This window comes from Paenibacillus agaridevorans (genome assembly GCF_003112455.1).
Classification (GTDB): Bacteria; Bacillota; Bacilli; order Paenibacillales; family Paenibacillaceae; genus Pristimantibacillus; species Pristimantibacillus agaridevorans.
This window is the reverse complement of record NZ_BDQX01000173.1, coordinates 1-20,314: the sequence shown is the minus strand read 5'-3', so window position 1 is coordinate 20,314 and position 20,314 is coordinate 1. Positions and strand designations below refer to the sequence as shown.

The following is a 20,314-nucleotide window of genomic DNA, read 5'->3' as shown; positions in this document are numbered from 1 at the left end:
TCGTCGACGGACGGAGAACCCGCATGGGATAACCCGCAAGTCATCAGCAGGCCGCCGGAAGCCGTGCGAAGCCAATTCGTGCCGTCAGCGTCGTAATGCCCGGGATGAACGTCGCCGTTCGGCGATTGCCAGGACAAAGGAACTCCCCAAAGCTGTGCCAAAGAGATGTCCATCCCTTTAGACGGAGTCACCTCAAACGCAAGACCGGCGCCTGTACGCACCTCTATGATTTCCACTCCCGCAGATTTACCTTCCGTCAACGTCATCCGCCTTACTCCGCCTATTTGCCCCAGCTGGCCTACTCTGGCTTCTACCTCGCGGCGACTCCGTTTTTCTCCGTATAGCTGCATGCCGTTCGCTCCTTTGCCCTTGCGCTTCTTCGATGACAGGCTCCCCGGACAACCCGATTCTACTCGTCCTCAATCGTCACGGGCATTCTTACAATCGCAGGATCTGTAAAGATGTCCAGCTCGTCCCGGCTGGTGCTGGAAAATTCCGATACGACCGCGCCCTCAGGTCCTCCCTGGAACCAGTGTTTCGTCCCGGGCGCAATCGTATACTGCTCGCCCGGATGGAGAACGATTTCATGAAATACCGTATAATGCGGCTCACTTGCCGCAGGTACATTCGCCTGAGTGTGCGGAGTCGCTTCTCCTTCTACATACAGAAACACTTTCCCAGAGCGGCAGCGGAACGTCTCCATCTTGCCCGGCAAGCCGTCCACGTCCGGATGAAGATGCTCCGGACATGTCTGCCCCGGAAATAACACAAGATCCTTCGCGCAATACCGATCCGTGTTCACGTAAGTAATCAGTTCCAGTCCTTGCTCCTCCAGATTGCCAAGTCCGAAGCCCGCCACCTCGATCCCCGCGCGCTCCTCATCGGTCAATACGATTCCCGCTGCCGCAAGCATCTCCGCTGCGCGGGTTTGCGCCTTCCTCACTTCGCTTCTGCGTAACGTCATCTTGTCGCCGCCTCCTCCATGTTCAGCTTAGAACGTTTTCCCAAATGCCATACGATTGGCGGTATGTCCAGCCGGGCAGCGGCAACGTCGCCTCGCGCTGCTTCCAGCCCGATGCAATCCGCCCCTGCACAGTTTCCCAGTCCGGAATGCCGCTGACCGCATCCGCTCTCTCCACATTGCAAGCCCCGACGCCTACCGCACCTAACAGCATTTCTTCGATCGACAAACCTTTAACCAGACCGGTCAGGAATCCGGCAATCGTACAATCGCCCGCTCCAGTCGTACCGACGACATTGACGGCATAACAGGGAGCCAGCAGCTCCTTGTCCAGCCAATTACCCAGCCGTTCCGCATCGGGCGCGCACTTGCCCAAGCCGCGCAATCGCTCGGCGCTTGCCGTCGTCCGCACATACAAGCCGTGTTCGCCAAGCTTGATGCCAACAATCGCAGCTCCCATATCCAGCAGCTGCTGCGAGAGCGAACCCAGCAAAGGCCCTTCCGCCCAAGCCAGCAGCTCCGTCGTGCCGTGCCGCTCGCTCAGCTCATTGTATTTGTCCGGCCGCAGCATATACAAGATCTCTTCGAAGCTCGGCAGGAACACGTCCACAAACGGCAATGCTTCGGCGAGAATGGCCGCCCAATCGGCTTGCCCCGCCGGAGAGTCGGGATCCGGTCTGGCGAGGTCGAGCGATACCGTCAGTCCTTCCTCCTTCACGCCAGACAACAGCGTCTTTAGCTCTGCTCCCTGCCGTTCGTACATCCGTCGCATAAGCGGGGGATAGCCGAAATGGAACAGCTTTGCCCCTCGCAGCGACTCCATCGCGACATCCTCCGCCGTAAACGTATCGTTAGCTCCCGTACAATGCAGGAAGATCCGGTCTACATCGGGCGGACTGATGACAAGCGTATAGGAGCTATGTTCGTTCGGAGCGACAATCATGCCTTCGGCAAGATCGTCCCCATATTCGCCAAGTATACTCCGTATAGCATCGCCGAACAGATCTTCCCCTATCTTGCCCATGAGCTTGACGGGGATGCCAAGGCGATGCAAAGCCAGCCCCGTATTGGAGACGGCTCCCCCTGTCGACAGCTGAGCCGGCCCAATGTCAACCAGCTTGCCGGGTGCAAGCAGATCCCCGATTCGCCCATGACCCTGATGTCCGCCTGGAGCATTTTTGTTTCCGCCATGAATCGCGGGGATGACATCCAGGCAAATATGTCCGGCTACGACAATATCCGGATTTGCGGCGCCTCGGCTGCTCACGCCAGCGTCCCCCAGTCGACAACAGCCGTTCCGCCTGTCCGCCCGGATTCCAAAGCCGCAGTAAACAGGCAATGACTACCCGCCGCTTCCTCCGGCGTCGCGCAACGGAAGGGCTGCGAAATGCCTTGTTCGCCATGAACGACCTCGTCGCAGAAGGCCGCCCACATCTGCAGAATGGAGTCCGTAAATCCGAATTCGAAGATCCCGCCCGTAATTGTGCCATACGCGGAATTGTATGGCGCATCGACGATATGCCAGGCCTGCTGTCCGCCCGGTTTGTAAGGAAGGGAAGCGACCTGCTTCGGATTTTTGGTCGTAAACTCGGCTGACAGCTCCGTTCCCTGGATGCGAATAAACCATGTGTTGGCATGACCCGGCGCAATCCGTTTGGTAGACAGAACCATCGGGAACTGCCCCTTGTCCGACTTCACCTCGCAAGCCAAAATCGCATTGTCCCAAGTTTCGCAAGGAGCGCTTCCGCCTTTTCCGTCCGGACGTTCCTCGACGATCTTGGACAGCAATGCCCGCACGCTCTCCGGCTTCCAGCCGAATCGAAGCGGCAAGTGAAGCACATGAAGCCCCAAATCGCCCATGCAGCCATATTCGCCGTTCGTTGCAATCCGTCGCTTCCAGTTGATCGGCTTGTTCGGATCCAGATCGCTCGAATGCCAGAAGCCGGCCTCCACCTCGATTATTTGGCCGAATTTGCCTTCATTGACCCATTGTACAATCTGCTGAGCTCCCGGGTAAAACGGAAATTCGGACGAGCTCCGCACAACGACCTGCGGATTGTCCCGGATCGCCGCCATAATCTCTTCGTTCGCGCTGCGGTCGATGCCAAACGGTTTCTCGCCAAGCAGATGTTTCCCGGCACGAATAATATCGATATAGATTTGCTTATGAAGATTATGAGGCACGGCGCAGTATATCGCTTCAACTTTTGGATTCGCCAACAGCTCCTTATAATCGGTATACGCTTGCTCCACAGTAGGAACATTGTCCTGGAACCACTGCGTTGCAGCCGGATTCGCATCGCATACCGCCACAATGCGGGGCTCGAAATCCACGTCCGTCAGATGGCACCAGCGCGCCGCCGCGCTTGCGAATTCCTTGCCCATCAGCCCGCAGCCGATGACGCCGAACGAAATGATCGTTTTACTCATTTGTTGTTTGCTCCCTTCAGAATAGCCAGCGCTTGCTCCGCCGCTGCGCCTTCATGCACAATGCTCATCAGAGCGGCTGTCATGCCTGCAGGATCCGGATGCTGAACGACATTGCGCCCGTACACGATGCCGGAAGCGCCTTGCTTCATCAATTCGACCGTACGATTGATAATCTCTTCGTCGCTTGCCCGTCCGCCGCCTCGAACCAATACCGGAATGCCGGAGGCGATCTCGATCACGCGGTGATACTCCTCCACGTTATCGCAAGGATCCGCCTTGATGACATCGGCGCCAAGCTCCACGCCTTGGCGGACCAAAGGCATGATCTTTTTAATGTCGCCGTCCACCATATAGCCGCCTTTCTCTTCGTTTGGCAGCATCACAAGCGGCTCCACCATCAGCGGCATGCCATACTTCTCGCATTCCGTCTTCAGGAGCGTGACATTGCGCACGCATTGATGATGCAGCTCCGGCTGTCCCGGAAGCAGCAGCAAATTCACGCACACGGCGACGGCGTCGAGCCGAACGGCTTGTTCGATCGCGCGATCGATCAGCTCGCTGAACAGAAACCGCGGAAGCACGTTTCCGTAGATGTTCGCCGCATCCGTTCTCAGGACAAGCCCTGGCTTATGTTTGCCTGGAATATCTTGCAAATGCCTCGCCTGGCCTGCGCTTAACTGAATGCAATCCGGCCCCGCCTGAACAACCGTCGCAACGGCGTTTTTCATATTTTCAATGCCCGATAGGAATGAGAACTCGTTAAAAAAACCATGGTCAATCGCTACATCAAAACATTTTCCTTGCTCGCTAAACATCCGGTTTAATCTTGCTTTTGTAGACATGTCGATAACCTCTCCTTTTCGTTTGTAAAGTATTATGTTCGTTTATAACATTATGATATACAAAAAGAACATGGATGTCTACTGGATTTTTGAGAGGCCGATAACAAGGCGTTCCATTTATCGCTCAAAGCCGGCGGTACGGGATTAAATCTGACCGCCGCCAATCATCTGTTTCATTACGACCGCTGGTGGAACCCGGCTGTAGAAAACCAGGCAAAGGACCGCGCTTTCCGCATCGGTCAAGTTGACGAATCAAATTGTTGGAACGCAGTCCAAATTCCGAGTTGCTAAGCATCGTGAAGCCCAAAATCGTTGAACGTGCCAAGTCGCCAGCCGTCCTGAAAGAAGCCGCCCCGGAGTGGGGCAACTTCTATTCCAGTATACAAGCTGCCGTCCGGGAAATTGGTTGAGAGGACTACAGTCATTCGAAGCTGCATGACTTGTTAAACAAAAATAACCCGCTCAGGCCGGCTGCCTGCTTGCGGGTTATTTTCTTCATAATTCTGAAAGCTGCTGTTCCTATGGCTTGCTAACAATATCTCCACCGGTTTCCTTTTTTACCACAATTCATTATACAACGGATCGCCCCCCTTGCTCATCAAACTTCTATCATGCTTATTAATTCCTCTGATAACGCACGGATACATAGTTCTCCTTGATTTAAATCCAAAAATATGATTTTAACTTTTACGCCATCCCCACTTTCGAAGACAACAGGCTGATCTATTTCAGATGCTGTGGGAATCCATGGATATAGTAAGTACACATGACTAGCCTCGTACTTTTTGCCATAAGCATAAGCCTGATACATGTCCGATTGCGATATGCCGTAATCCGGCCGGGAAGACAACAGCTTCCACTTTGTATCTAACACGACAACACCGTTCCTCCATTGCACAACAATATCCGGCTTCAAATGAAATCTGGCTGGCTTGTGGAACAGCTGATATGTCCGATCTTGCGTCTTGACCTGAACCTGCAAATGAGAAAGCCCTTTTTTCAACAATGTCGCTACATAACGTTCATACACCTTTTCCATTGGAAAAAGCAGCGCATACGCTTGAAAATCCCCTTTGAATGGAGTGAAACTTTGTCCCGACAAAAATAAACGACACCACTTCATAATCGTCTCATAATCTCTCATGCTTCGGTCGACAGAAACGCTTGCCCAGTCCTGATCCGGATCAATGGAGCTTTCAATCTGATCGAACAACGCCAATAATCTATACAGCTCTTTTCGATTATTTGCGTTTGAGCTGATTCTCATCAGCCACTCAATCGTCATCTTCATTAACCGATTTTCCGGTCGGTTCAAGCTAAATTCGTCAAACTCCATATAAAAGCGTTCCTTATGTGCAGCGTTAAACTTAATATGCTGGGCTACTTGAAGCTTGCCTTTATAAACAAACTCATTGTCCCGATGCTGCCGATAATCCGATTTCAACCCGCGCTTGACCAAACCTGCCGCCTCAGCAATAAACATTCGGATGAAAACCTCCAGCAAATGGCTCTTATCTGAGCCAAGACCAGTTTGGCTAAATGGTTTATTGGGAATGTCTTTAATGACCTTCAACATATGAATGAAAATTCTTTGAGTCTTTGCAACGGAGCTTTCGTCCTCCCGGTTATACAATTTCGGCAATATTTCAATTTGAGTGCCATCCGGCATAGCCATTATTCCCACATAGTTCTTTGCACAGATGACTTTACCGATCCCCTTTCGGCTTGACACCGTCATCAGTTCGAGAGCGTCAGTGTCCTTACCAGCCCTGTAGCTCTCCAGGACTAGTCGCTCTAATCGATCAAAGGCCTCTTCGCTTATCCATGCACAACCTAATTGCGATCCTGCCGGATTTTTACATAGTAAACCGTACTCCTTCACTGTTACCAAGGCATTCATTCGTCCCGATTTAAAATGCTTTTTATTCATTGGCACACCTATTTAATCCGGTTGAAGTCATATATTTTGAGATAGGAAGCGATCTGGCCTAGTGCTTTATGATTGAGCGTGTACGAAGTACTGCCTTCTAGATCCTCTTCGCTAACATCGCCGAACAATTCGCCGACATCCACCCTATCTACAACGATAAACTGTTCAGCCTCCGGCTTGTTATTATCGCCAAGGACAAGTCGAACTTTCTCATAATCATCATAAAAATATTCTTGCAGCAGCGGGATAATAGTGTGCTCGAACAGATGCCCCAGCTTGTCTAAAGACGGCTTGCTGTTCACATTCATAAAATAGGCATGGCCAATCATGTGTTCACGGTCATACAACACCTCGATTCGCCGATTGATCGTTTCCAGCATCTTAGACAGATTCAACAATTCCCCTTGAAAAAAATGAGAAGCCAAAGCACCATGGTCCGGCATCATCTCAGCGAACGAAAATCGTCGGCGAAGTGCCGTATCGAGCCGTGCAATCGAACGGTCTGCCGTGTTCATGGTAGCCAGAATATATACATTATTGGGAACACCAAAAAGCTCCGGTGAGTAAGGCAGTCTTAACATTAATTGTTCCGCCATGCCGATGCGCTTCGAAGGTTCTATCAACGTAATCAGTTCGCCAAAAATTTTGGAGATATTTCCTCTGTTTATTTCGTCGATAATAAAAACATAGTTGTTATTATTCTTCTCGATGATTCCATTAATATTACTGGCTTCTTGTCTTTGCAGAAGGGACAGAACGTCTGACAACACAATCCGATTCAGCCGATACACAGATCCAAGCGTCATAACTTTATTGCCGTTAAGTTCCAGAATATTTTCCCTGATATCCTTAACCAGCCAACGTACTTGTCGGGCACGTTTATACTCTGTCATCTCCTTCAGCCATTCGTAATCTCCGGTTACAACGCCTACTGCATCGATCGTTTCTTCATCATACAGAACAAGCACGATATCTCCGTGCCTCATTTCATCGATAAATCGGGCCAGAATTTTCTCCCCACCATGTCTGCTGTAGTCCATCTGGTCGTTCACGATCTCGCCATAGGAATCCCATCCGATGCGAATTCTTCCATTGTCGAAACAATCTCTCTTAACCTGATTTCCCCTCGCTCCTCCCAAGGAAACCTTCCAGATCGTAGGATCCTTTCGAATCCCATAATCGTTGCTAGCCTTTACAATCGGCTGTTGGGCCGTTTCGCAAAACTTCTTGAAAATACCGGTCGATATTTCATAGGCTACGTCGCCGGACCCGGATTCCTCATCTTCTCCCGATAACATTTTTGGCTTGATGCCTTCAATAAACTCTTCGTAACCGTAGGACTGATGGAAAGTAGTAAACGCAATCTGTCCGTTCGCCTTGTAGATCTCGTACCGTCCCTTGATTTGATCGTATCCGTCAGCTTCAGCTTCTTGCAGTAAAAGATTTAGCGGCTTCTTCTCGATAATTGCAACTGCATATAGCACGGTATGGTAAGTCTTCCCTGTTCCTGGAGGGCCGTATAATATGATATTTTTATCGAGAAGTAGTTGATCTGGCACATTGGATACGCTGGTATGGGAAGCACTGTTCTCGTTGCCTTCATCTGATGCAGGAGCTGACATAGCGAGGCTATCTTTCTCCCTTAGAAAATCTTCATAGTAGTCAAGTGAATATTGAAAAGCTTTATTGCCGGCCTTTTCATTAACTTCATCAAAGTTCTCCGAACGCTTCATCACTAATCTCATATCTCGATACTGATTAGCATCACTGATCTCAAAAACATTGGTTGTCTCAAGATGAATGCCACTCAATCTGGCAGGAGCCGTCGTTAAGGCAGAGACGTAAGAGCTTATCGTATTTTCGGAGTAAGGCTGTCCGTTTGATTTTTTCTTGCGTCTCAACCAGTCCGTATATGCTTTCTTACGTAATTTCATCTGATCTTCCAAAATGTTCACCTTTACCTTTCTAATACCTTCATCGCATTCTCTTTAATCTGATTGACGGTATCAACAAGCCGCTTCTGCTTAGAGCCGTCAAACAGCTTGATAAAACTTTGGGGCTTATCAAATGGCGGCTTGGTTAGCTCAGCTACATTTTCGATATAGCCGTTCTGCACAATATAATCGATCACCTTTTTAACAAATACGATCTGCATCTGACTTAGCGACTCATCGTTGATGAATTCCGAGAAAGCTGCTGTCGCAGCTTCATACTCGAGCTTCGCCACTTTACGCACCAGCAAGCCGAAAGGCGTGTCTTGGAATTCCCGTTGATAATCCTCTACCGTCCCAAGCTCCCCTGTAAGGATGTTCTCCAAGCTCTCATAGTCGAGAGCTGTTAAAGGTATATTATTGCGAAGCTTATGAATCGCAAGCGTTTCCCGGTTCTGCTCGATATAACGATTAACCTTCAGCTTATAATCTTCGAAGTCGTACGCCTGGTACATCTCTTTGCCCTCATGGACAGCGAGAATCTCATCAGCCAAATTCGTATAAATAGAGCTTTTCCCGCCCTCATCCACAATAAACTTGACCAAACCGCGCAGTTCTACACGAACTTTCTCAAAGTGCAACAGGTCAGCGCTCTCCCAGAAATCATCTGTGCCGATACTGCTTATAAGCGGCAGCTTTTCTTTGATTTGCGGAATCGTAGCACGCCTTAACAGGCTATTAGCGACTTCAATCAATTGTTTCTTGCTTCTTTTGAATTGCGGCAATCCTTCGATATGGGAGAGCATGAGTCCATACATAAAGTTATCGAATCGTTTTGCGTATTCATCCGTGTCATCCATATATACAATAGGCGCAAGAAAGGTAATCAATTGATGTTTATCCTGTTCCGTTAGACAGACATAAACATCCCCCGATTTATACCTCTCGATATATTGCAGCTGCATCTTCACCGACACCAGCTCTGTATTCAGTGCCTTCACCTGATGCAACACAGTACCGATAAGCCCTGCACGAACCGCTTGATGCGAATCGTCTATATAATCGGCCTGTTGCAGATGATGAATCAATCGTACCCGCTTGGCGAAGATCGCTTCGGATAGACTTTGGGGTTCGTTGCCTTGCAAGCCCTCTTGATGTTGGCGGAAAAACTCAAAGTTGCCCAAATAATCGAAGATCACAAACCGAGTTTTATCCTCGCCTTCCCCGAATAAATCTCCGCACAGTCTCGTCCCGCGTCCGATCATCTGCCAAAACTTCGTCTTCGAACGAATGCGTTTGAAGAAAACGAGGTTAATAATTTCCGGCACATCAATCCCGGTATCCAGCATGTCTACCGAAACTGCAATATGCGGTCCCTTACTGGCCACTTTAAAGTCATCAATGATGCTTTGGGCATAATTGTCATCGGAAATAATGCGTTTGGCAAAGCTCCCCTTCAATTGTGGGTACAGCTTGTCGAATCGTTCTACGATGTATTGCGCGTGTTTTTTGTTTTGGGCGAAAATGATCGTTTTCCCCAATTTGTCGCCTCCAGCCACCTTCAAGCCCTTCGTCATCAGATTCTCCAGCACATGATCAACCGTAGCTTGATTGAAAATAAATTCGTTGACCGCGGGCGACGGGATAAAGTCCGGCATATCGCCATCCTCATCGGTGAAATCCTCTTCGTATCGCTCCTTATCCTTAGAGGACAAATCATCGTACGTAATGCCTTTCTCCAGGAACTTCATCGTAATCTCGATATTATGATAAGGGACGAGCACATGGTCTACCTCGACAGCCGTTTCATACGCGTATGCATAAGTCGGCACGCCGCTCTCCATCTCGAAGAACTCGTATGTATTACGGTCAACCTCCGTCTTCGGGGTAGCGGTCAACCCTACGATAATGCTATCGAAATATTGAAATATTGCACGATATTTCTTGAATATACTTCGGTGGGCCTCATCCACAATAATGAGATCAAAATGGGCAGGCGTAAACAGCCGTTTCCCGTCATCGTTTTTAGCGCTGTCAATCGCGTTCAACATCGTAGGATAAGTAGAAAAGACGATGCGAGCCGATTTATTATCCTTGCTGCTGAGCAGATTGCATAGAGACATATCCGGCAAATAGTTTTTAAAGTCATCCTTTGCCTGCTTGACCAGGGCTGTTCTGTCCGCCAGGAATAAGACATTTGTCACATAGCCGCCTCGGGACAATACATCGGTTAGGCTCGACGCCGTTCTCGTCTTCCCTGTTCCGGTCGCCATAACTAGCAAGGAGCGCCTATGTCCTGTCGTCACGCTTTCGCAAACAGAACGGATCGCTTCCTTCTGGTAGTAGCGATCAGTAATTTGATCATCGATGATGACTCCATCCAAAGCTTTGCGCTCGTGGCGTCGGTTCATCAGCTTCTCCAGATCAGCCTTGGAGAATATGCCGCTTACCTTGCGCTGCGGCGAGGTTACGTCGTCCCAAAGATTGGTCTCAAAACCGTTCGTCGTAAACATAATAGGTCGTCTGCCGGTCATGATCTCCAAACAGTCCGCATATAACTTGGCTTGTTGAGTGCCGATCTTCGAATCTTTGGATGTCCGCTTCGCTTCAATAATAGCGAGAGGCAATCCATCCCTGCCGTAAAGCACATAGTCGGCATACCCTTTCTCTTCATGATTAGGCATGCCGTATAGCTCGACTTCTTCCTTCACGTCATCGCCGAATGTCCAGCCTAGCAGCTTCAAATCTACATCGATATATTTTTTCCGCGTTCGGAATTCGGATAGGTCCGCCGGCTTGAACTCCCGTTCTTCCTTATGTTGAGCTTTATCCGCCGTAAGCCTGGCGCTCATCGCCTCGATTTTAGCGCGAAGCGTCTCGATTTCGGAATCCTTTTGCTCGATTAAGCTGTCTTTTTCCTTGATCTTGGATTCGTCAAGCACAACCTTCTCGACAGGAATATTCGCTTCCGCGAATTGGCGTTCTTCGTAATTAGCCCCGTAGCAATAATCCAGCCACTGGATGAACTCAAACAAAGCCGACAACGACAGAATCGCGTCGCTTCGGCTAACGGATTGATTCGTATGCACAGCCAGGTTGCCAAGCTTAATGATATATTGCAGCTTGCCCCAAGTCTGGTTTTCCATCGCGAATTTAAACGAGGGTTCGTGAACCAATGCCTGCAAATTATCCTTATAGGGCATCGTGATCGTATTATCCGCAGCGTACACCCACTTAACCGCCAGCTCAAAGGCTTTGCGGCTGCCAACCGCCGACATGGCGGGAGAGGTGGCAAGCACCCGCTCCGCTTCGATGGCGGCAATCGCAAACAGCTTGTATTCGGCTTGCCCCTGTAAAAATTCGAAGTTTGCAGACATTCGGTTCACCTCTATTTTTTCTTTTAAAATTAATGCAAAGCTCTCCGCAAGTGATCTAACAACATAACGTATAAACAGATACATTTTGTCATTCTTGTAAGCTCTGCATGTATCTAAAGAAACTCTGAATAACAGGGTAGTTGTTATCTAAAAAATATTGCCTACCGTTTTGTCGATCTTTTATGACAAAAAGTTGCTTATCGCGAGATACTGAAGTGTTCATACTCTCTCTATGCAAGCAAATAAATAAATCAATCCACATCTCCGTGTCTAATCGTTTTTGATAGAAAGACATAATTTCTTTTTGATACTTATATCCGAAACTATTCAACAATGATTTCTTACCAATACGAGTTTTATAAGCAAACAAAGCAAGTTGTATGTGTTTTGTTTCGTCATGATCTTTAAAATACTGATTTTTTCTATTAGTTTCAGAAATATCAGCCAAGGTTAAGTTACCTTTCACTTCAATTATCATCAAACAATCTATTGGATTAACTATATAAAGACCTCCATCCAGTGGCCTTTTATACATATTGGATCTGCAAACTAATATGTCACTCTGAGGACTTAGATTTCCTTTGCAGACTACAAACCCGCTAACAAATTCGAGCATACCAAATCTCTTGCTCAATTCCTTGAGCAAGATTTTTTCCCCACAACGTCCCATCTCAGCGTTATGCTTTAAATGTTCAGCAATAAAATATTTACAGAACAGAATTTGTTCTGAGTATTCTTCGTAAACTTTAGTAATATCTTCTGACACATCATCACCTACTCAAAATACTCACTCATTAGAGTGTCAAACAGAAGCTGCGTCTCATCGATCACCTTTTTGACGAGAGCCTTTTGTTCCTCGATCTTGGTGACGATGTCAGCGAATTGGTTTTGAAGGTGGAGGGATGGGACCGGTATTATTACTTTGCCCATAGAATCAGCATCAAACTTTTTAGTTCCATGTCCTGCAGTTGTTATTATTTTCAATATCTGATGTGTCATATTATCAAAGCAATGTTTCAGATATACAACGTCTATTTCTTTGATTGGTAGAATTGCTTTCATGTCTTGATTTATTGAAACTTCTACGGTATTAATTGCTGTCGGAAAAGAGTGAACCAGGATCATCCCCCGTACCACAATGAGCAAGTGGTTAGGAGAAATCTTTTTCAAAGATGTCTCTTCAAAAACTTTATTAGATATAAAGTTTTTGGGGTTTGATATATAGGCTACCTTCATGTCCTTTGGACTAACCCAAGGGAAATTACCTGACCAATAGTCATTTCGATCTTTACTGGGGGTACCCCCGCTGATAAATTTACCAACACCGAGCAAAGGTTTTGTTGCCCACCCCTTTACATTTGCAACAGGATCACCAAACATATCATAAAAAGTCGATTTGATAAGGTTATCCAGCTCTACAAGCTGCTGTTTGTGCATGGCAAGCAGTTCTGCGGCGGTGTCTAACGTTTTGGCAATTTGCTTTTGTATTTCGAGTGGCGGGAGCGGGATCTCAACACCTTTGAGAATTGTAGCCGAGATATTGGGCTGCGCTCCTCCTACTCCCAATTTAATAAATTCTTTTTTTTTGCTGCTAAGAAAAAAATACAAGTAGGAGCTATCTACATCTTTATTAGGCAAAAAGGCTGCACAAGCTTGATTAGTAGCTGCTTCAATAGATAAAATCGAACAAGCGCCAATAGTAGCTCCGTACATTGCAATAAGAACTGTATCAACAGGAAATAGCTTTGCTGAGCTTTTTTTTAGTGCTTCTTCAGTAATTAAACCATCTACTTGAGTTATATATTTACTTTTCAAATCACCAGTTCTCACCCAATTAATTGTCCCATTTTTATAGTACTCAAGCTTACTTGTTGAAGGTGTTCCACCTGAAGATATTTTGAATTTCTCACCCAACATAACCTTCTCCCACTTACTCACCCAACATCCCCCTCAACTCCCCCGTTTTGGAGGCAATATCAAGGTTCAACTGGTCAAGGCGCTTCATAATTACAGCAGGGGTCTCATATTCAACCTTCTCGTATACGACTTCTTTGTAACGACTAATAGACAAATCGTAGCCGTTCGCTTCAATAGCCGACTTGTCCACCAAGAAACTTGGCTCGGTTGGCTTGCGATCCGCTTCACCTTCAGGGTTATGGAAACGAGCAAGAATATCAGGAATATCATTGGCATCCACAGCAGCACGTTTGTCATCGAGTGAGAAGCCGTCGGCTTTCATATCGTAGAACCATACTTTCCCCGTTCCGCCAGCGCCTGTTTTCGTGAAGATCAGAATTGCCGTGCTGACGCCAGCATACGGCTTGAACACTCCGCTTGGCATGGAAATAACTGCTTGAAGCTGATGGTTCTCAACTAATTCTTTGCGCAGCGATTTATGCGCCTTTGTCGAACCGAACAATACGCCGTCCGGCACAATACATGCACAGCGGCCACCTTTGCGAAGAATACGCAAGAACAGCGCCACAAATAGAAGCTCCGTCTTCTTGGTATCGCAGACGGTTCTCAAATTATCGTGAATGCTTTCCGAATCGACCGTTCCCGTGAATGGAGGATTGGCAAGCACGATGTCATAAGCGGAAGCCGTTTGATTTTGTTTGGAGACACTGTCCACATAGTCGATCTGCGGGTGCGTGATCGAATGAAGCATCAGATTCATCGCGGAAAGCCGCAGCATCGTCCGGTCTGTATCGAAGCCCGAGAACATCTCACCGGCAAAATGCTCCCACTGCTCACTTGTCATTTCAGCCTCGAATTTCCCCCTTACATATTCGGATGCAGATACCAGGAATCCCGCCGTGCCGCATGCTGGGTCGCATATTTTGTCGTTTGGCGTTGGCGCCAGCAGGCGAACCATCATATCGCGGATATGCTTAGGCGTTCTGAACTGACCGTTCTGTCCGGCAGAAGCCAGTTTGCCCAGCATGTACTCATACAGATCGCCCTGCATATCTAAATTTTTAATATCGTGTTCATACAACTCATCTAGCCCCGTGATCATCTTCTGCAACACTTGAGGGGTTGGCACGAGAAACATGGCATCTTGCATATAACGCGAGAACGCCGAAGTGTTCTCCCCATTCATTTCTTTAATAAACGGGAATACTTTTGTGCCGACAATATCATAAATGATTCGAGAATCTTTGGTCTTAAATTTGCTCCAGCGCATGGACTGGCCAACTTCATCTTGCGGGAAAATCTTAGGCATGGCTTCATCGCTCAATGCCTCGAAGCTCTCACTTTCCAGCTCCTTTTCATCTAGAGAACGAATAAACATTAAATATGTTAGCTGCTCTATAACCGTTAATGGATTGGTAATGCCACCCGCCCAAATATCAGACCATATTTTATCAACCTTATTACGCACTTCTCCTGTTAGCATGCATCTTGCTCCTATCTGTATTTTCATCAAGACTATATCTTTAGAACTATCATTCGACAATGTCGCGCCTGATTCCTGCCACTAATCTTCCAGTTCTTTAATGATAAACATCTATAACGAGGGATGGTCCAAATGTCGAATTGGAACCGCAACCTATTCAACTGGAATACGTCTAATGGATGTAGAAAAAATTCACTTTATAGTAGAGGTGATCCATCATTCATCCTTTTAAAATGAATCGACCGACACTTTTTGTCGCGAAGGTTGTATTCGGTGTCGCCATCGTACTAGGCAGTACCAGTTTGGCACCAAACCTAGCTTATCATCATGTCATACACTCGGCAGCAGCGGTCAATCTATTGACTTCGGAAGAGGCGGTAAAAGCTGCCAGAGATACGCGCTTAATTCCTCAGGATGCTGAAATTCGCTCAACCCGTCTTGACGCAGCCAGAAGTAGATGGGTCATCGTTTATGCTCATTTAGATACAGCAGGCAACTTTCGCGATGGAACTTTAGAGTTGAACGATTCAAACGGAGACTTGTTGTATTTTACTGAGAGATTCAATTATGAACGACTTTTTGGAGATATGATGGCGCCGCCGTTTGATCCCGCTGAAGAAAAGGTCAGTTTCACCGAAGCTGTGAGGATCGCTCATGATTATGCAATCGACCAATCATGGCCAATCGAGCATCAATGGAAAGATACGGTTATTCCCCAATCCGAGTATTCGCTCAGAGCCGTAAAAAGAGATCTGCATGCCGTTTCGCTTGATCGCGCTTATAAAGGCGGAAGGTACCTTGCCGATAAATTTGACGTTTATGTCGATCGTAAAACTGGAGAAGTGATGGGACACGAAGTTCACTGGAGTAAAACCCACTTTATTATTCCGGGAGACATCAGCGCTTCCCAGGCCGCAACTGCAAAATACAAACAATTTCAGCCTGTGCTGGACTGGACGGAAACAAACAATAAGAGGCTTGCCTATTCATTGGATGCTCTTACCGGTTATCTGACAGAGAGCGAAAAAAACAATTGGAGTCCGAAATATAACCAAAATCTTGCCAAGAAGAGACTACTCGCCCTGTATGAGCTAGAGATGGTGTTTACGCCAGACTTCAAAGGGAATGCTACCGCAAAATACGATTTCGTCATAAAACAAGATGTCCCGCTGTTTTACAGCGGCGTGGTCCCAGCGATTGATGCCAACACTGGCGAATGGGTTGATTTCCTGGGAAGCTCCATAAACCAACCCATTCCTCCCGCAAGCGAATGGCTCGTCGATCAAGCCGTTCCTGTCGGCAAGACGGGTTACAAGGCTGCCGTTATCTGGAACAATGAATTATTAGCTTTGAAGAACGAACCGTTGATTCATAATGGCTCGACGCTAGTGCCGTTTCGAGAGCTATTGAACAAGTTGAATGCCAAAATCGGGTGGGACCCGGAGAAGCGCAAAGTAACGGCTAGCAAAGACGGCATATCTATCGAATTAACAATCGGATCATCGACTGCTTACATTAACGGCAAAGCTCGCCAGCTTGGAACACCTGCCATTATTCAAAAGGGGCATACGTTTATACCCGCACGAATTGTTCTGGAGACGTTCGGAGCCAAAGTCGATTGGGACAACGATTCGAGACTCGTGTTAGTCAATACGGATAAAGCAAATCCGAAACTAACCCCTCTTCAACTAAAACAATTCCGCTTCCAAGCGCATATCAATTGGGCGGAGAAGCAGTAACAAAAAGAGCCGCTCCATTCGCAAATGTTCATTCGCGGCTGGAGCGGAACTCATTTAAACAATTAATTCTGGACTATCAAGCAGGAAATATTGCTCTAAACTAAGCAACCTCCCTCCGTTTCATCGTATACAACAGAAGCTTCGTCGCCGCTATCGACAAAACCGCCATCACGACAATCGCGGCATACGAATATAACACCGGGTATCCAAACAGATTGAGCACTTCAAATCTATCGTACAAATCGCTTACTCTCATTACATTCGTATAGGTGAAGTCAAGTATATTCTCATACATGCCCAGGTCTATTTTGAAAAAAACAACGATCGCAATCGGCAAAGAAAAAATGGCTCCAGATATAAGAATCGAAAGGATGGTATGCCTGCACCATGCGGAAATCAGCAGCACAAGCAGTGCGAAACCAACTGCTCCTAATGCATGTATGCCCAGCTGTACGAAAATATAAGTCAGCATATCATAGTCATACGGCGAGTAACGATACTGGAACAACTGTTGAAGCGGCGCGCTCCAACCTCCATCCCCGTATACAAAGATTCGCTGGACGAGATTGAACGCGCCCCAAACTACAATGACAAATGCGGTATAAATGAGCGAGGCTGCGATTTTGGCATGAATCCCCTTCCGCCTGCCATGCCTGGTGCTTAACTGCAATTGATCCATTCCCGTCATATATTCATTCGAGAATATGGGGGCGAGGCCAATCAATAGCAGCGCTCCCGTAAGCATGGTACCAAAGGTTCTAACAAAGTCGATCATTTCAGCCGGTGCCTTATGATAATATAGCTTATTGACATTTACGTCTTCCAGCATCCCCAAATGCAACGCTTCTTTTCTGTATTCAAAGGTTTTCTCATTTAATTGAGGCAGATTACTTTGAAAATATTGAATGCTCATATCGTTCGTTTCATCGAGCCGTTTCGCAACAGCTATTTCCTCATATACGCCTGCCTTCTCCCTCATCTCTTCTGTCCAGACGGTATTCTCATTCGAATTTTTCGTTAGTTCAGCATGCGCTGCTTCAGCTTGTTTGTATTTTTCGTGGGTCAGCTCCCCCTCCCAATCTTTATAGTAAGCAGATTTCCCTACTACATACTGGGCATTGAGACTGATCATTACAAGTCCAAGAAGTACGACGTAAACGACGTAGATGCTTTTTTGCCGAAAAATTTTGTTCAGCTCAAAGGCCAACAAGGATTTCATCTTACTTCGCAGCCTCCTCATCAAAATAATGCAAATAAAGATCCTCGAGGTTAGGTATCGCCTCTTCTGCATGAGGCGCGGGCTTGTTCTCCGAAAGGATACGGAGCTCCGTGCCGTTTTCTCTTACCAGCATGCTGCTCACCTTGTGGCTGGCTTGCCATGCCGCCAGTTCATTCGGACTTGCCGTAACGGTCCAGACTTTGCCGCTAAGGGCGTCCAGCAGATGCTGCGGCTCTGCCTTTTGAATCAGCATGCCCCGTTTCAAAATAAGCAGTTCCTTGGCTATATACTCGATGTCGGATACGATATGCGTAGACAATAATACGATTCGATCGGCCGAGATCGTAGACATCAGATTCCGGAATCTGATCCGTTCCTTAGGATCGAGGCCTGCCGTCGGCTCGTCGACAATGATGATTTTCGGATCGTTTAACAACGCTTGGGCAATGCCTACGCGTTGCTTCATGCCGCCCGACAGCTTGCCTACCTTCGTGCGCCGCTCCTCTTGCAAGGATACGGCCTGCAGAAGCTCGTCTATCTTGGCTTTAGCTCGCCCCTTCTCAATTCCCTTAAGCGCGGCAATATAAAAAAGAAACTTTTCGACGGTGAAATTTTTATAATAACCCATGTGCTGCGGCAAATAGCCGAGCAGATCGCGGTACTTCTCGTCCAGCAACTCGATATCAACGTCATCCAGCAGCACTCTGCCCGAGCTTGGTCTGGCTACAGACGCCAGTATGCGCATTAGCGTTGTTTTGCCGGAGCCATTAGCGCCAAGAAAAGCGTATACTCCCTCCGTCATTTCGAAGGATACGTTATCCAGCGCGCGCTTTGCGCCATACTGCTTGCTTACTCGTTCAATGGACAGCTTCATAATAGGCAAACCCTTTCTTTAATCGTTGTATTTGCTTGGCGATACAAGCTGCCACAAAAACGGTTGCAAGTCCGGCTATATAAGGAAGCTCCGATGCTTGTTCATAATGTTCGAGCCCAATAAGAAAACCATAGGCAATAAACAGCCAAATAACGAGCGCAATCGGAACGGACAGTACATTTCTAACACGGCTGGCAACGGCCAGTCCAACGCTTACCGCAACCGCAAATGGCGCTGTCCAATACATGATGAGTTTCGATAGCAGCAGCGGCTCGCCGAATATACCGAATATGCCGATCAACGCCAGACATAACAGAATATTATAGGCGCAAATAACGATCAGCTTCATTAACAACAGTTGCTGAGCCGAATATTTGCAGGAGATTTCAAGCTCCAGCAGCCCCTCATTACGTCCTCGAAACACTTCAAGCAATCCGAGCAAAAAAGGAATCGGCGAAAGCAGCAGCATGATTTTGTAAGGATCTCCCTCCCAGACGTACCATACGAGCAACCCCATACAAAAAAACAACAGGTTGGCCAGCCAAAATAACGGCTGAATCTGCATAACTTGCAGTTGCCTGAGAAAGGAATATTTGACCCTTGGCGCAGCTGCCTGAGTCACATAAGGACGCATGGCGTCAATTGTGCGTGTAATTGCGTCCTCGCTTGGATATTCTACCGTGAACTCCTCCAGCTTAAACTGCTGAAACTCCTTATCCAGCTCGATCAGCTCATCATCGTGATTGCGAGCTCTGAGTGAGCTAGTTGCTTTCTTTTTGCTCATGCCGATCTCTCCCTAACATGGTTTTGAGCTTGCCAAGCCCTTGCCTGAGCCTGGCTTTGACCGTATTTTCGTTCGCCCCCGTTACAGAGGCGATTTCGCGTATTTTCAAGTCATGATAATACTTCAGCAAAATCGCTTCGCTTTGCGTCTCCGGCAGCTGACCGATCGCTTCTTTCAGTTGTTTTCTCGTTTCCTTGTTTTCGAAAATATAGGCTATCCCTTCCGCGTTGCTTGTGAGCTGAGACGCATGGTCCTCAAACACCGAGGTGGCAGCGGTCCGGCGATAGGCGGCCGATCGGTAATAATCGCGGCAAATGTTTACGGCAATCGTATACAGCCAGCTGCTGAAATTGCCTTCGTTTGCATACGTTGAAATGTTCCGAATCATTTTAATAAATACATCTTGCGTCAAATCGTAGGCCATATGGGTGTTGCTTGTTTTACGATAGATGTAGGCGTAGATCTGCTTGTAGTAACGCTTGGTCAGCACCTCCATCGCAGCCTGGCTGCCATTATTAATTTCCTGTATCAACTGCTCGTCAGTCGGCAATAGGATCACCTCGGCTAATAGAACGGAATGGGTGGATGAAAAGTTGTAAATGGTTTTAAAATATACGATAAACATTCGTAAGAATAAAAGCTAGTTGCTTGTAAAACAAGGTGAAACGGCTGTTGGCGTCCTTTGGCGGTGCAGTGCGTTTCATTCCGAGATTTATAGGTCAAGTATGGAGAGCCTATGGCTACTTTATCGGAGTTACTTTACGGACCATCGGCGTTTTTAACGCCTACAGCTGCTCGTTCGCCTACTTTTTGGAGCCATAGGCGTT

General features: G+C 47.4%; 16 protein-coding genes and 1 pseudogene. 2 read left to right on the top strand and 15 right to left on the bottom strand.

What is annotated here, in order from left to right; translation table 11 throughout:
• From PAT3040_RS17610 to PAT3040_RS17590, 5 genes are all read right to left on the bottom strand, one after another.
• On the bottom strand, nt 1–350 hold a 350-nt coding region (locus PAT3040_RS17610; RefSeq protein WP_146200451.1), incomplete at its 3' end, for a DUF4432 family protein.
• Nucleotides 351–409: 59 nt separating this feature from the next.
• Nucleotides 410–913: a D-lyxose/D-mannose family sugar isomerase gene (locus tag PAT3040_RS17605; RefSeq protein WP_258235023.1), complete on the bottom strand. Its 504-nt coding sequence runs from the start codon at nt 911–913 to the stop codon at nt 410–412.
• A 73-nt stretch (nt 914–986) separates the two neighbouring features.
• Nucleotides 987–2,228 carry a carbohydrate kinase family protein gene (locus PAT3040_RS17600; RefSeq protein WP_108993758.1) on the bottom strand — a complete coding sequence of 414 codons (1,242 nt, stop codon included), beginning with the start codon at nt 2,226–2,228 and terminating at the stop codon, nt 987–989.
• Entirely contained in the window at nt 2,225–3,391 is a 1,167-nt protein-coding gene (locus PAT3040_RS17595) for a Gfo/Idh/MocA family protein (RefSeq protein WP_108993757.1), read from the bottom strand. The genes PAT3040_RS17600 and PAT3040_RS17595 overlap by 4 nt, the downstream gene beginning before the upstream one ends.
• Nucleotides 3,388–4,233 carry a class I fructose-bisphosphate aldolase gene (locus PAT3040_RS17590; protein ID WP_108993756.1) on the bottom strand — a complete coding sequence of 282 codons (846 nt, stop codon included), beginning with the start codon at nt 4,231–4,233 and terminating at the stop codon, nt 3,388–3,390. The genes PAT3040_RS17595 and PAT3040_RS17590 overlap by 4 nt, the downstream gene beginning before the upstream one ends.
• A gap of 108 nt (nt 4,234–4,341) precedes the next feature.
• Here PAT3040_RS17590 and PAT3040_RS17585 point away from each other — a divergent pair.
• Nucleotides 4,342–4,476 (top strand): annotated as a pseudogene (locus PAT3040_RS17585) (C-terminal helicase domain-containing protein); the annotation flags it as partial.
• A gap of 355 nt (nt 4,477–4,831) precedes the next feature.
• Here the strand turns inward: PAT3040_RS17585 and PAT3040_RS17580 are convergent.
• The 6 genes from PAT3040_RS17580 to PAT3040_RS17555 all read right to left on the bottom strand — a co-directional run bounded on the left by PAT3040_RS17580 (nt 4,832) and on the right by PAT3040_RS17555 (nt 14,871).
• Nucleotides 4,832–6,163, bottom strand: a complete 1,332-nt coding sequence (locus PAT3040_RS17580) for an McrC family protein (protein WP_108993755.1) — start codon at nt 6,161–6,163, stop codon at nt 4,832–4,834.
• Between the two features lie 8 nt (nt 6,164–6,171).
• Nucleotides 6,172–8,097, bottom strand: coding sequence for a DUF8426 domain-containing protein (locus tag PAT3040_RS39510; protein ID WP_108993760.1), 1,926 nt, complete (start codon nt 8,095–8,097; stop codon nt 6,172–6,174).
• Between the two features lie 23 nt (nt 8,098–8,120).
• Nucleotides 8,121–11,471: a DEAD/DEAH box helicase family protein gene (locus PAT3040_RS17570; RefSeq protein WP_108993754.1), complete on the bottom strand. Its 3,351-nt coding sequence runs from the start codon at nt 11,469–11,471 to the stop codon at nt 8,121–8,123.
• Nucleotides 11,472–11,559: 88 nt separating this feature from the next.
• Nucleotides 11,560–12,237, bottom strand: a complete 678-nt coding sequence (locus tag PAT3040_RS17565; protein ID WP_108993753.1) for a DUF6602 domain-containing protein — start codon at nt 12,235–12,237, stop codon at nt 11,560–11,562.
• Nucleotides 12,238–12,245: 8 nt separating this feature from the next.
• Nucleotides 12,246–13,409: a restriction endonuclease subunit S gene (locus tag PAT3040_RS17560; protein ID WP_108993752.1), complete on the bottom strand. Its 1,164-nt coding sequence runs from the start codon at nt 13,407–13,409 to the stop codon at nt 12,246–12,248.
• On the bottom strand, nt 13,402–14,871 hold the full coding sequence (locus tag PAT3040_RS17555) for a type I restriction-modification system subunit M (RefSeq protein WP_108993751.1): 1,470 nt from the start codon (nt 14,869–14,871) through the stop codon (nt 13,402–13,404). The genes PAT3040_RS17560 and PAT3040_RS17555 overlap by 8 nt, the downstream gene beginning before the upstream one ends.
• Before the next feature lie 302 nt (nt 14,872–15,173).
• On the opposite strand from PAT3040_RS17555, the gene PAT3040_RS17550 reads away from it, so the two are divergent.
• Entirely contained in the window at nt 15,174–16,610 is a 1,437-nt protein-coding gene (locus PAT3040_RS17550; protein WP_181376691.1) for a copper amine oxidase N-terminal domain-containing protein, read from the top strand.
• A gap of 100 nt (nt 16,611–16,710) precedes the next feature.
• Here PAT3040_RS17550 and PAT3040_RS17545 read toward each other — a convergent pair whose 3' ends face one another.
• The 4 genes from PAT3040_RS17545 to PAT3040_RS17530 are packed head-to-tail and all read right to left on the bottom strand — an operon-like array spanning nt 16,711 to nt 20,037.
• On the bottom strand, nt 16,711–17,829 hold the full coding sequence (locus PAT3040_RS17545) for an ABC transporter permease subunit (RefSeq protein ID WP_108993749.1): 1,119 nt from the start codon (nt 17,827–17,829) through the stop codon (nt 16,711–16,713).
• Between the two features lies 1 nt (nt 17,830).
• A complete protein-coding gene (locus PAT3040_RS17540) occupies nt 17,831–18,703 on the bottom strand; it encodes an ABC transporter ATP-binding protein (RefSeq protein ID WP_108993748.1) in 873 nt (290 codons plus the stop codon).
• The gene (locus tag PAT3040_RS17535; RefSeq protein ID WP_108993747.1) at nt 18,687–19,487 is read right to left on the bottom strand and encodes a hypothetical protein; all 801 of its coding nucleotides are present in this window, start codon (nt 19,485–19,487) and stop codon (nt 18,687–18,689) included. Before PAT3040_RS17535 ends, PAT3040_RS17540 begins: the two co-directional genes overlap by 17 nt.
• Complete coding sequence (locus PAT3040_RS17530; protein WP_108993746.1) at nt 19,465–20,037, bottom strand: RNA polymerase sigma factor; 573 nt, start codon at nt 20,035–20,037, stop codon at nt 19,465–19,467. The genes PAT3040_RS17535 and PAT3040_RS17530 overlap by 23 nt, the downstream gene beginning before the upstream one ends.
• Nucleotides 20,038–20,314 lie beyond the last annotated feature (277 nt).

What these genes read in the sequence shown, in the direction of transcription:
- PAT3040_RS17570 (WP_108993754.1), bottom strand. Translation starts at nt 11,471, where the DNA reads ATGTCTGCAAACTTCGAATTTTTACAGGGGCAAGCCGAATACAAGCTG.
- PAT3040_RS17540 (WP_108993748.1), bottom strand. Translation starts at nt 18,703, where the DNA reads ATGAAGCTGTCCATTGAACGAGTAAGCAAGCAGTATGGCGCAAAGCGC.
- PAT3040_RS17580 (WP_108993755.1), bottom strand. Translation starts at nt 6,163, where the DNA reads ATGAATAAAAAGCATTTTAAATCGGGACGAATGAATGCCTTGGTAACA.
- PAT3040_RS17595 (WP_108993757.1), bottom strand. Translation starts at nt 3,391, where the DNA reads ATGAGTAAAACGATCATTTCGTTCGGCGTCATCGGCTGCGGGCTGATG.
- PAT3040_RS17590 (WP_108993756.1), bottom strand. Translation starts at nt 4,233, where the DNA reads ATGTCTACAAAAGCAAGATTAAACCGGATGTTTAGCGAGCAAGGAAAA.
- PAT3040_RS17535 (WP_108993747.1), bottom strand. Translation starts at nt 19,487, where the DNA reads ATGAGCAAAAAGAAAGCAACTAGCTCACTCAGAGCTCGCAATCACGAT.
- PAT3040_RS39510 (WP_108993760.1), bottom strand. Translation starts at nt 8,097, where the DNA reads ATGAAATTACGTAAGAAAGCATATACGGACTGGTTGAGACGCAAGAAA.
- PAT3040_RS17605 (WP_258235023.1), bottom strand. Translation starts at nt 913, where the DNA reads ATGCTTGCGGCAGCGGGAATCGTATTGACCGATGAGGAGCGCGCGGGG.
- PAT3040_RS17555 (WP_108993751.1), bottom strand. Translation starts at nt 14,871, where the DNA reads ATGCTAACAGGAGAAGTGCGTAATAAGGTTGATAAAATATGGTCTGAT.
- PAT3040_RS17545 (WP_108993749.1), bottom strand. Translation starts at nt 17,829, where the DNA reads ATGAAATCCTTGTTGGCCTTTGAGCTGAACAAAATTTTTCGGCAAAAA.